This window comes from Micromonospora sp. NPDC049497, assembly GCF_044465805.1.
Taxonomy (GTDB): Bacteria; Actinomycetota; Actinomycetes; order Mycobacteriales; family Micromonosporaceae; genus Micromonospora.
This window is the reverse complement of the sequence record NZ_JBITMC010000006.1, coordinates 225,664-236,831: the sequence shown is the minus strand read 5'-3', so window position 1 is coordinate 236,831 and position 11,168 is coordinate 225,664. Positions and strand designations below refer to the sequence as shown.

The following is an 11,168-nucleotide window of genomic DNA, read 5'->3' as shown; positions in this document are numbered from 1 at the left end:
GGAGGGCTACAGGGGCGCGCGTTCACGCCGACGAGGTACCGGTGGCAGAGGGCCGGCCGGTGACGGCCGGAGCGAGGAGACGAATGACGTGGGTGCCGGACCGACGGTCACCGGCCCGGCTCCCACGCAGCGGTGCTCAGAGTCCGAAATACATCATCCGGATGGCGCTGTCGAAGCCGCGCCACGTGTTGGGGCCGGGGATACCGTCGATCGGGCCGTCGTAGCCGCCCGATCGACGGGCGATGGACTGGATGCCCTTGTAGGTGTTCGGGCCCGGGACGCCGTCGATCGGGCCGAAGTAGACCTTCTCGTACGTCAGGTACCGCTGGACGCCCTTCCACGTGTTCGTCCCGGGGTACCCGTCGGCCGGTCCGGTGTAGCCGTTGCTCGCCGCGGGTCCGTTCTGGATGCGGCACCACATCGGGCGGTCGGTGGAACTCCCGCTGTACGTCATGGTGTAGAAGTTGGCATGGCAGAACGCGGTGATGTAGGAGTTGCCCGCCTGGGCCGGCTGGGCGACCGCCAGCCCAGCGAGCGTCGTGCCCAGGACAACGGCCATCGCGGGGATGCGCTTCAGTTTCATGGTGTTCCTCTCCGAGAACGTTCGCGTGATACAGACGCTGCGATCGACGACATGGCGCATGAGGGATTTCCGTGTCCGGAACCGGGTGCGGCACGTTGCCCGCGTTTTCCCGGGTCCTGCGGCCACCTATGGTGTCGGCGACCTCTGATCCGCCTGCTCTGTGCGATCTTGATATGCCGTAATTACTGCGATCGATCTGGAGGTGACGCTAGTCATCGCGTGCGGTCGACCGCACCCCACGAATCCGCGAAAATCGCGGCACCACGTCGATGGCGGCAACGGCGTCCGGCGGCGCGAGTAGGTGGACGGCGGCGCCTCCGGGCTCTGCGGGCCTGCGGTGGCGACGACGCGATCCGGCTGGGCTTCTGACCCGCGGACATCTGCGGTGGGCGATCCTGGGTCGAACCGGTCACCTTCCCGGCGTGCAGGACGTCGTCACCGATCGCCTGCCGGACGGCGGGTGGCCGGGACCAGCGCCAGCGTCGGGAGCAGCAGCAGCGGAACGACGAGCAGGGCGCGGAGCGTACCGACCTGGTCGCCGAGGAACCCGAGCAACGGAGGGCCGGCCAGGAACGCCGTGTAGCCGATCACCGCGACGACGCTGACCCGGGCCGGGGCCCGGTCCTCGTCGTCGGCCGCGGCGCTCATGCCGACCGGGAAGCCGAGCGACGCGCCGAGTCCCCAGAGCGCCACCCCGACGATCGCGACCGGTCCGGAGCCGGCCAGCACCGCCAGCCCCGCGCCGACGACGGCCAGCAGGATCGTGCCGAGCAGCACCGGCGCCCGGCCCCACCGGTCCAGGGCCACGGTGCCGGCGGTACGTCCCACCGTCATTCCCACGACGAACACGCCGAAGACCGCGGCACCGGCGGCCTCGCTGAGGCCGTACCCGTCGATGAACGCGACCGCGAGCCAGTCGTTGGCGCTGCCCTCGGCGAACGCCATGACCAGCACGAAGAGGCCGATGAGCAGGGTGCGCGGCTCGCGCCAGGCGCTGAGCAGGTCCCGGCGGCGGCCGGGGGCGGTGGTGTCCGTGCCGGCGGAGGTGGTCTCCGTCGCCGGCAGGAAGGCCCGCGCGCCGGCCACCGTGCCGGCCAGCACGATCGCCGCCAGGACGGTGAGGTGCACGGCGACCGGGACGCCGAGCCGGGCGGCCCCGGCCCCCAGGCCCGCGCCGGCCACCGAGCCGAGGCTCCACGCCGCGTGGAACCGGGGCATGATCGTCCGGCCGAGCCGCCGCTCGACCGCCGCCCCCTCGATGTTCATGGCCACGTCACACATGCCGGAGCCGAAGCCGAGGGCGAACAGGCCGACCGCCACGCCGGCCAGCGAGCCGACGACACCGCCGGAGATTCCCACCACGGCCAGGCCGAGCGCCACGAGCACCGTGGCGACGACCACGGCGCGGGCGGTGCCGAGCCGCTGGGCGACCAGGCCCGAGGTGGGCATCGCGACGATCGCCCCGGCGGACATGGCCAGCAGCAGCAGCCCGAGGCGGCCGGCGCTCAGGTCCAGCGCCTCCCGGACCGCCGGCACCCGGGCGAACCAGGTGGCGACGGCGAGCCCGTTGAGGGCGAAGACGGCCGCGACGCCGTTGCGGGCGGCCAGCACAGCCCGGGGTACGCCGGCCGCGGGGGCCGGTGCGGTGGACGGTGCGGCGGTGCCGGTCACGGGTACGGGTCCTCTCGTCGTGACAGAGTCCTGCCGGACGATCACACACCTGTAAGCGCTACCACCACAACCCGGGTCCACCCCTTACCCGGACGCGCCTCAAGGAGGGATGATGCGTCCGAAGGCGACCACGGGGAGGACCGAGATGACCCTGCCGCACCGGACACCGACCCTGGCGGACGTCGCCGCCGCGGCCGGGGTGTCCGCAGCCACCGCGTCCCGGGTGCTCGCCGGCACCGGGTACGCCTCACCCGCCGCCCGGGACCGGGTGACCGCTGCGGCGGACCGGCTCGGGTACGTGCCCAACCTGGCCGCCCGCGCACTGGCCCGGGGCAGCGGTGTCCGCCTCGTGGTGGTGGTGTCCGGCGCGACCCCGGCCGTCCTCGACGACCCGTACGTCGACCGGGTGGTCGGCGCGGCGGCCCGCGTGTGCGCGCCGCACGGGCTCGGGGTGGCGCTGCACTGGCTGCCGACCCGGGACCCGGGTGGCCTGCGCCGGCTGGCCGAGGACCGCGGGGTGGGCGGGTTGATCCTGCTCAACACCACCGAGCGTGTGCTCGACGCGGTCCCACCGGCGCTGCGCGGCCGGGTGGTGTCGATCGGCATCGGCTCCTCCGCCGTGCCGTCGTTCGACGTGGACAACGCGGGCGGCACCGAGGCGGTGGTCCGGCACCTGTACGCGACCGGCCGTCGCCGCATCGCCATGGTCACCGGCCCCCGCTGGCTGTCCTGCGCCGGCCGGTCGGTCCGGGCGTACCGCAGGGTCGTGCGGGAGGCGGGCCTGCCGGCGCGCATGGTGCGCGGCGACTTCACGGCGCAGCGGGGCCGGGCGGCGGTCCGGGAGGTGCTGGCCCGGTGGCCGGACACCGACGCGGTGGTCGGCATCAGCGACGCGACAGCCCTCGGGGTGATCGACGGGCTGCGCACCGACGGTGTCCAGGTCCCCGGGGACGTCGCGGTGACCGGTTTCGACGACATCCCCCTCGCGGCGGTGACGACGCCCGCGCTCACCACGGCCACTCACCCGGTGGGGCAGATCGCCGCCGCCGCGGCGACCGCCGTGCTGGCCGGCGGCCAGGTCGACCCGGAGACGGTCTTCCCGTCCCGACTGGTCCGCCGGGTGAGCGGCTGACCGACGGGACGGGGGTTGGGTGCGGCTGATCGGTCGGGTGAGCGCCAGGCCCGCCCGCCGGGACGGGGTTGGGTGTCCCCGGGGCGGGTAACCGCCGGCCGTCCGCAGCGCCGACCCGAGGACCGCCCGTGACCGAACCCGCCCCGCCCCACCGCGCACCGGAGGAGAACCCCCGGCACGGCCGGCTCACCGCCCGGCCGGCACCGCCGACCGGGCGGGCCGGCACCGGGATCCAGTCGCTGACCGCCGCCGAGGGCGGCCCACTGGCGATGACGTACGCGCCGGAGCCCGCCGACGGCTCGCCGTACCGCCTCGTGCTGCTGCTGCACGGGGCCGGCGGCTCGGCCCGGCAGGGTCTGGACCTGCTGCTGCCGGTGGCCGACGCGCACCGCCTGCTGCTGGTCGCCCCGCAGGCCGCCGCGGGCAGTTGGGACCTGATCGTCGAGGGCTTCGGGGTGGACGTACGCCGGATCGACGGGCTGCTCGCCGGTGTGTTCTCCGGCCATCGGATCGACCGGGTCGTGTTCGGCGGGTTCTCCGACGGCGCGTCGTACGCCCTCTCGCTGGGCCTGACCAACGGCGACCTGGTCGACGCGGTCGTGGCCTTCTCGCCCGGCTTCGCCGCGCCCCTGGTCACGCACGGCAAGCCCCGGGTGTACGTCGCGCACGGCACGGACGACCCGGTGCTGCCGGTGGACGTGTGCAGCCGTCGGCTGGTGCCCCGGCTGCGCGCGCTCGACTACGACGTGACGTACCAGGAGTTCCCGGGCGGCCACGAGGTGCCGGCCGAGGTCCGGCACCACGCCGCGGCCTGGCTGACCGGCTGACCGTCCCCGCGGCCGCCCGGAACGCGCTCCACCGGATCATCGCCGCCTCCTCGATCCGCCCCCGCCCGGTGGGCTACCCGGCGACGGTAACGCTAAGCGCGGCCCCGCCCGCCGGGGCGGGGCGTCAGCGGCCCGTGAAGGCACGCAGGAGGGCGCGGACGGCGGCGGTCAGGTCGGCCCGGCTCTCCGGCGTCCCCGACGGGGGCGCGGAGAGGGTGCCGGCGCCGACGAGCCGGTCGAAGAGCAGCCCGTCGACGAAGGCGACGAACTGGTCGCCCTGCCGGCGGGGGTCGGCAGCTCCCGCACGGGCGAGCAGATCGCGCGCCTGGACGCGCAGGCCCGTGCCGTGTTCGAGGACGGGCCGCAGCTCGGGGCGGTGGACCGCTTCGAGCAGGCACGCGTACCGGGCCAGGGAGCGGGTGCGCCCGGTGGTCAGCCAGCGGTCCAGCAGGTCACCGACGCCGGCGGCGAGGCGGTCGAGGTCCCCGGCGTCCAGCGGCGGGCCGGGCTCCGGTGGCGGCGCCCCGGTGGGCAGGTCCCGCACCGCCAGGTCGGCGCGGTCGAGGTCGGCCAGCCGCTGGACCACCGCCTCGATCAGCGCCGCCCGGGTACGCAGGTAGGCCGAGGTGGTGCCGGTCGGCACGCCGGCCCGGGCGTCGACCGCGCGGTGGGTCAGCGCCCGCATCCCGCCCTCGGCCAGCAGGTCGACCGCCGCGTCGGCCAGCAGCGCCACCCGCTCCTCCCGACCCGCCACGCACCCTCCTCCGGTCCGCCTCCCAGGCGTACGATGGGATTCTACAGGTGTAGAAGGGGGCCGACATGGGCGAACCGCACGCGGTCATCGTGGGTGGCGGGATCGGTGGCCTGGCGGCCGCGCTGGCGCTGCACCGGCGGGGGTGGCAGGTGACGGTCCTGGAGCGCGCCCCCGAGCTGCGCGAGGTGGGCTCGGGGCTCACCCTGATGGCCAATGCGGTACGCGGGCTCGACGCGCTGGGCCTCGGCGCGGCGGTACGCGCACGGGGCGCCGCGGACGCCGCCGGCGGCCTGCGCACGGCACGCGGGCGCTGGCTGTCGCGGGTGGACGGCGCGGAGATGACCCGGCTGCTGGGCACCAGCGCCCTCGGCATCCACCGGGCGACCCTGCAGCACCTCCTCCGCGACGCCCTGCCACCCGACGTCCTGCGGACCGGAGCGACCGTGTCCGACGTCGACCCGGACACCGGCGAGGTCCGCTACGACTGGCGGGGTGAGCCGACCAGCGTCCACGCCGACCTGGTGGTGGGGGCCGACGGGCTGCGCAGCGTTCTGCGTACCCGCCTCTGGCCGGACGTTCCCCCACCGGTGTATTCGGGCACCACCGCCTGGCGGGCCGCGGTCGCGGTCGACCGGCCCGTTCCGGTGGCGGTGAGCTGGGGACCGGGCACGGAGTTCGGGATGGTGCCGATCGGCGACGGTCGGCTCTACTGGTTCGCGGCGGTGACCGCCCCGCCCGGCGGGCACGCGCCGGACGAGCTGGCCGTGGTGCGGGAGCGCTTCGGCGGCTGGCACGACCCGATCCCGGCGCTGCTCGCGGCCACCCCGCCGGAGACGGTGCTGCGCACCGACCTGTACCACCTGGCCACGCCGCTGCCCTCGTACGTGCGGGGTCGGGTGGCGCTGCTCGGCGACGCCGCGCACGCCATGACGCCCAACCTGGGCCAGGGAGCCTGCCAGGCCATCGAGGACGCCGTGGAGCTGGGCGCGGCCTGTACGGGCGTACGGTCCGCGGAGGTGCCGGCCGCCCTGGCCGCGTACGACCTCAGGCGGCGACCCCGCAGCCAGGCCGTCGCCCGCGCGTCCTGGCAGGCGGGGCGCTTCGGCCAGCAGCTGCGCCACCCGGCGGCGGTGGCCCTGCGGAACGCGGCCCTGCGGATGACGCCGGCCCGGGCGGCGCTGCGCGGGATGGCCCGGCACGCCGACTGGAAGCCCCCCGCGTCGGCCTGACCGCCGCCGGCCGACGGCCGGTCGTCAGCCGGCGGCGGCCCGGACGGCCAGCCCGGCGTGCACGGGTGAGTCGAGGAAGCGGGCCAGCACCTCGGCGGTGCCCGGCGTGTACGGCCGGCCGTCGAGGACCTCCTCCGGCGTGAGGAAGACGATCGCGGCGCCCTCGCCGAGCACCACGTCCTCCTGCCGGGCGCGGGTCGGGCCGCAGAAGTAGTGCTTGACCCGCCACACCTCGGGCACCTCCTGCACCGCGAAGGGGGCCAGCGCGCCGACCGGCCGCAGCCCGGTCTCCTCCCACAGCTCCCGCACGGCCGTCTCCTCCGGGGTCTCCCCCGGCTCGCCGTGCCCGCCGGGCAGCCCCCACACGTGCGGATGGTAGGCCGCGTTACCGTCCCGCAGCTGCATCAGCAGCCGCCCGTCCGCGTCAACCAGCAGCACACAGGAGACCGGGACCATGGCCGGAGCATAGTGGCGCACTGCCCGTTCGGCCGTCCCACGCCAGGCCGGTCGCCGCCGTGGGCCACGTCGCCCCCCTGCCGGGGAGCGTGCCCCAGATAACCCGTCGAGCGGGATTGAACCGCCTCCGCTCGGGAGACAATGACCGCACAGACGGCCCGGGACCGGGGCCGGACGGGGACAAGGGGCACGGGACATGGGGGGCGGGCGGGCCGGCAACGGGGCGAGGGGCCGCCCACCGACCGTCGAGGAGCTGTTCGGCGGCGACGACCCCACCAGCGCCGCCCACCGGGCCCGCGACTGGGCCGCCACCAGCCTCGGGCCGGTGGAGTCCTGGCCGGCCGAGCTGTACGCCGCGGTGCGCACCGTGCTCCCCTCCACCATCCCGATGCTGCTGTGGTGGGGGCCGGAGCTGGTGCAGCTGTTCAACGACGCGTACACGCCGATCCTCGGCGACAAGTACCCGGCCGGGATCGGACAGCCCGCCGCGGAGTGCTGGCCCGACGTGTGGGACGCGATGGGCCCGCTGGCCGACGGCGTGCTCGCCGGCCGGGGCGCCGCGCACGGGGAGAACACCAGGCTGTTCACCGACCGGCGGGGCTACCAGGAGGAGACCTTCTGGACCTTCTCCTACAGCCCCGTCCACGGCGCCGACGGGCAGGTGCTCGGCGTCTTCGTCGCCACCAGCGACACCACCGGCCGGGTGGTGGGCGACCGTCGGCTGGCGCTGTTGCGGGAGCTGGGTGAGTTGTCCATCGCCGAGGCCGACACCACCACGGACGCCGCCCGCGCCGTCGCCCGGGTACTGGGCGGCGGCCCCGCGGACCTGCCGGTCGGCCGGATCTGGCTGGTCGACACCGACTCCGGCGCGCCGGCATTCGAGACCGAGCCGCGCCCGGTCGCGTCGTTCGGCCCGCTTCCCGCCACCCCGTACGCCGGGGACCTCCCGGTCGTCCGCGAGGTGCTGCGCACCGGCAGGCCGGGACGGGTCGCCGGTCCCCTCGGCACGGCCCCCGACATCGGGGCACCGGGCGGGCCGGCCCCGGTCGGGCAGGCGGTCGCGCTGCCCCTGGTGGCCACCGGTCACTCCCGGCCGGTCGGCGTGCTCGTCGCCGGGGTCAGCCCCCACCTGGCGTTCGACGATCCGTACCGGCACTTCCTGGACCTGGTCGCCAGCCGGGTGTCGACCGCGCTGACCGACGTCCTCGCCTACGAGGCGCAGCGCCGGCGGGCCCGGGCGCTCGCCGACGCGGCGGGTCGGCAGACGGCGCTGGCGACCCTCACCGCCCGGCTGGCCGGCGCCACCGACCTGGTCGAGGTGCTGGACGCGGGGCTCGACGAGTTGCGCCGCCTGCTCGGCGGGGCCCGTGGCGTGGCGGTCTGCGCCGACACCGCCGGCACCCCGCTGGTGGTCGACGCCGGCCTGCCACTCACCGGGCCGCTGCGGCAACGCCTGGACCGGCTCGGCACCGACGGCGAGCCGGAGCTGACCCACGACGACGCGGGAGGCGTGACCGGTCTCGGGGCGCGCCTCGAACCGGGTGACTCCCCGGGTGGTTTCTGGCTGGAGCTGTCGCCGCCACGCCCGCCGTCGGCCATCGACCGCCCGCTGGTGCGGCAGCTCTGCGGGGCGCTGGCGCAGGCGCTGGTCCGGGCCCGCGCCTTCGAGACCCAACGCGCGGTGGCGCTGGCCATGCAGCGGGCCATGCTGGGGCCGGTGGACCTGCCGGCCGGGTTCGCCGTGCGCTACCAGCCGGCGGTCCGCCCGCTGGAGGTGGGCGGCGACTGGTACGACGTGGTGCCGCTCTCGGGCGACCTGGTCGGCCTGGTGGTGGGCGACGTGGTCGGGCGGGGCCTGCCCGCGGCGACCGTCATGGGTCAGCTGCGCAGCGCGTGCCGAGCGTTGCTGCTGCAGGCGAAGAGCCCGGCGGAGGTGCTGTCCGCGCTCGACGACTTCGCCCGGCTGGTCCCCGGCGGTTCCTGCACCACCGTGTTCTGCGCGATCATCGACCGGGCGCTGGGCGTGGTGCGGTACTCGTCGGCCGGGCACCCGCCGGCCATCCTCGCCCATCCGGACGGCTCGACGGACCTCCTCCACGGTGCCGGGTCGGTGCCGCTGGCCAGCGTGGCGGTACGCGGGCGACCCGAGGCCGGCGCCCACCTGCACCCGGGCTCGACGCTGCTCCTCTACACCGACGGTCTGGTGGAGCGGCGGCGGGAGCTGATCGACGCCGGCATCGCCCGGGCGGTCGGCGTGCTCACCGAGGGCCGCGAGCTGCCGGAAGGCGTACTGGCCGACCGGATGGTCCGGGACCTGCTCCCCGACGGCCGCGACGACGACGTGGCGGTGCTGATCTACCGGCACCGCGAGCCGGCGGTCTTCGCCGCCGCGCTGACCGCCGACCCGGCGCAGCTCGCGCCCACGCGGGAGGCGCTGCGCCGGTGGCTGGCCGGCCTCGGCATCGCCGACTCCGACATCGACGCGGTGCTGATCGCGGCCGGTGAGGCGTGCGCGAACGCGATCGAGCACGGCTGCCGGTTCGCGTCGGGCGCCACCGTCACCGTTCGGGGCCGCCTGCGGGCCGACCGGCTGGAGGTGCTGGTGAGCGACACCGGCGGCTGGCGCGAGACGGTCGACCCGGCCGACACCGTCCGGGGACGCGGCCGGTTGATCATGGCGCGGCTGATGGACGAGACCACCGTGGACGGCACCGCCGACGGCACCACCGTACGCCTGGTCAAGCGCGTCACCGGCACCGGCTGAGCCGCTCCTCGCGACCCCCGGCGTGCGTCGGAAGGCGGACCGCAGCGGCCGTGGGATGGTGAAGATCGGCTATAAGTGGGCCATGGAGTTCCCCGCGCACCTCGCCACCATGCCGATGCACGCGATCACCGAGATCCACGGTGAGCCGGGCCTCCTGGCCCGGTTCCGGCTGGAGGTCCGCGCCTTCGACGAGCCGGCGCGGGCCCGCCTCACCGAGGCCCTCGACCTCGCCGCCGACCTGCACCGCGACGACCGGCGGGTCCGTGAGCCGTACCTCAACCACCTGCTGCGGGTGTCGATCCGGATGATGCACCACTACCGGGTACGCGAGGTCGACGTGATCGTCGCCGGCCTGCTGCACGACGCCGTCGAGGACCACCCCGACGAGCTGGCCGCCGACCGGCCCGGCGCGGACCGTACGGCCGCCGCGCTGGCCGCCCTCGCCGACCGGTTCGGCCCGCGGGTCGCCCGGCTGGTCGGCGCGGTCACCAACCCGGCGTACGACCCGGGTCGGGACAAGCACACCCAGTACCGGGAGCACGTGGCGGCCAGCCTCGACCGGGAGCCCTGGGCGCGGGTCATCAAGGTCTCCGACTTCACCGACAACGGGGTGGGCGTCATCCACACCGTTGGGCCGAAGGTGGTGTCGTCGGCCCGCAAGTATCGCCCCCTCGTGCCGGTCTTCCGTGACCTCGTCACCCGGCCGGACACACCGCTGTCGGCGCCGGTGAAGCGGCACATCCTCGACCAGCTCGACCTCGCCGAGGAGCGCTTCAGCGCCATCCTCGACCAGCCGCCCCACCCGAACTGAGTCGACTCAGGCAGCCTTGAACACGCTGTCGAGATGCCATTCGAGAAACTCGGCGTTCGGGCGATCCGTCCGCCGCTCCGGTAGCGCGATCTGCGTACCCGCCTTCGCGTAGAACTGGTCGCCGTTGCCGAACTCGCTGCGAAGCCGAGGGCTGACGAGCAGGCGGTACTTCGGATCGACGCCCAGATAGCCTCGATCGAAGAGAATGTGCACATCCGACTTCAGGAGGAGGCCGTTGTCCAGACGGTGCTCGCCGCCCTTCGGCAGCGGCCGAATGTGCGCCGCCTGGAGTACCGGCTGCACCTTGTTCCCCGTGATGGCGCAGCGTCGGGCGTACGCTCCGAGCACCACGGCCTTGAACGACTGCTGCCCCAGACGCTGCGGTACCAGCCGGGAATCTCCGTAGACAGGGCCCGGGCGGTGCCAGGGCTCACTCAGATCCAGCTCGGCCGTCGTGCCGATCAGACGGTGGATCAACAGCTGAAAGTACTCACGCGTCTGCTGATCGGCGAGATCGTACGTCTTGCCCTGCACCACGTTGGGCGCGAAGGCAGGCGGCGGGCCGACGGTGGACTCAGCCGGGAAGAAGCAGGTGTCCCGCACGAAGATGCATCCGATGACCGGATCCTCCTCGGGCCCGATCGGCTGCCTCCGGTAACGGCTGACGCTACGACGCATCTCCTCGATGCTGGCGGCTCCGTTGGCCTCTCCGAACAGCTCCCACGCCTCGGAGATCCGGAGCTGCGTGAAGCCGCTGAAGAAGCCGCCGCCGACGATACGGTTCAGGGGGTGGTGGGCCTTGAAGAAGAACGGCTCGCCGACCGTGAGTGCACGAAATCCCCCACCGGAGGGTCTCCAGAAGTTGACCTCGTTCAACTCCGGGCGTGCGGCCAGGAAGCGGTACCACGTCTGATCCGTCACGCCGACGAACGCCTTCATCC

Annotated in this window: 10 protein-coding genes; 5 read left to right on the top strand and 5 right to left on the bottom strand. The window is 74.8% G+C overall.

Annotated features, from left to right (window positions below; translation table 11 throughout):
• Positions 1 to 136: 136 nt before the first annotated feature.
• Together ACIBR0_RS12075 and ACIBR0_RS12070 are read right to left on the bottom strand one after the other, a co-directional pair.
• Positions 137 to 583: a peptidoglycan-binding protein gene (locus tag ACIBR0_RS12075; protein ID WP_396714762.1), complete on the bottom strand. Its 447-nt coding sequence runs from the start codon at positions 581 to 583 to the stop codon at positions 137 to 139.
• A 435-nt stretch (positions 584 to 1,018) separates the two neighbouring features.
• Positions 1,019 to 2,254 (bottom strand): MFS transporter, encoded by a 1,236-nt coding sequence (locus tag ACIBR0_RS12070; RefSeq protein WP_396714760.1) that lies wholly within the window; start codon positions 2,252 to 2,254, stop codon positions 1,019 to 1,021.
• A gap of 145 nt (positions 2,255 to 2,399) precedes the next feature.
• Between ACIBR0_RS12070 and ACIBR0_RS12065 the strand changes: the two genes are divergently transcribed.
• Together ACIBR0_RS12065 and ACIBR0_RS12060 are read left to right on the top strand one after the other, a co-directional pair.
• Complete coding sequence (locus ACIBR0_RS12065) at positions 2,400 to 3,386, top strand: LacI family DNA-binding transcriptional regulator (RefSeq protein ID WP_396714917.1); 987 nt, start codon at positions 2,400 to 2,402, stop codon at positions 3,384 to 3,386.
• Between the two features lie 128 nt (positions 3,387 to 3,514).
• The gene (locus ACIBR0_RS12060; protein WP_396714758.1) at positions 3,515 to 4,213 is read left to right on the top strand and encodes an alpha/beta hydrolase; all 699 of its coding nucleotides are present in this window, start codon (positions 3,515 to 3,517) and stop codon (positions 4,211 to 4,213) included.
• 124 nt (positions 4,214 to 4,337) lie between these two features.
• On the opposite strand, the gene ACIBR0_RS12055 is transcribed toward ACIBR0_RS12060, so the two are convergent.
• Entirely contained in the window at positions 4,338 to 4,967 is a 630-nt protein-coding gene (locus ACIBR0_RS12055; RefSeq protein WP_396714756.1) for a TetR/AcrR family transcriptional regulator, read from the bottom strand.
• Positions 4,968 to 5,032: 65 nt separating this feature from the next.
• On the opposite strand from ACIBR0_RS12055, the gene ACIBR0_RS12050 reads away from it, so the two are divergent.
• A complete protein-coding gene (locus tag ACIBR0_RS12050; protein ID WP_396714754.1) occupies positions 5,033 to 6,196 on the top strand; it encodes an FAD-dependent oxidoreductase in 1,164 nt (387 codons plus the stop codon).
• A gap of 24 nt (positions 6,197 to 6,220) precedes the next feature.
• On the opposite strand, the gene ACIBR0_RS12045 is transcribed toward ACIBR0_RS12050, so the two are convergent.
• Complete coding sequence (locus ACIBR0_RS12045) at positions 6,221 to 6,652, bottom strand: NUDIX domain-containing protein (protein WP_396714752.1); 432 nt, start codon at positions 6,650 to 6,652, stop codon at positions 6,221 to 6,223.
• 196 nt (positions 6,653 to 6,848) lie between these two features.
• On the opposite strand from ACIBR0_RS12045, the gene ACIBR0_RS12040 reads away from it, so the two are divergent.
• Both ACIBR0_RS12040 and ACIBR0_RS12035 read left to right on the top strand, forming a co-directional pair.
• On the top strand, positions 6,849 to 9,416 hold the full coding sequence (locus tag ACIBR0_RS12040) for a SpoIIE family protein phosphatase (protein ID WP_396714750.1): 2,568 nt from the start codon (positions 6,849 to 6,851) through the stop codon (positions 9,414 to 9,416).
• 82 nt (positions 9,417 to 9,498) lie between these two features.
• Positions 9,499 to 10,227, top strand: a complete 729-nt coding sequence (locus tag ACIBR0_RS12035; RefSeq protein ID WP_396714748.1) for an HD domain-containing protein — start codon at positions 9,499 to 9,501, stop codon at positions 10,225 to 10,227.
• 6 nt (positions 10,228 to 10,233) lie between these two features.
• Here ACIBR0_RS12035 and ACIBR0_RS12030 read toward each other — a convergent pair whose 3' ends face one another.
• A complete protein-coding gene (locus ACIBR0_RS12030; RefSeq protein WP_396714746.1) occupies positions 10,234 to 11,166 on the bottom strand; it encodes an HNH endonuclease in 933 nt (310 codons plus the stop codon).
• Between the last annotated feature and the right edge of the window lie 2 nt (positions 11,167 to 11,168).

Coding starts and splice junctions, on each gene's coding strand:
- ACIBR0_RS12075 (WP_396714762.1), bottom strand. CDS start 583: ATGAAACTGAAGCGCATCCCCGCGATGGCCGTTGTCCTGGGCACGACG.
- ACIBR0_RS12065 (WP_396714917.1), top strand. CDS start 2,400: ATGACCCTGCCGCACCGGACACCGACCCTGGCGGACGTCGCCGCCGCG.
- ACIBR0_RS12050 (WP_396714754.1), top strand. CDS start 5,033: ATGGGCGAACCGCACGCGGTCATCGTGGGTGGCGGGATCGGTGGCCTG.
- ACIBR0_RS12045 (WP_396714752.1), bottom strand. CDS start 6,652: ATGGTCCCGGTCTCCTGTGTGCTGCTGGTTGACGCGGACGGGCGGCTG.
- ACIBR0_RS12040 (WP_396714750.1), top strand. CDS start 6,849: ATGGGGGGCGGGCGGGCCGGCAACGGGGCGAGGGGCCGCCCACCGACC.
- ACIBR0_RS12035 (WP_396714748.1), top strand. CDS start 9,499: ATGGAGTTCCCCGCGCACCTCGCCACCATGCCGATGCACGCGATCACC.
- ACIBR0_RS12030 (WP_396714746.1), bottom strand. CDS start 11,166: ATGAAGGCGTTCGTCGGCGTGACGGATCAGACGTGGTACCGCTTCCTG.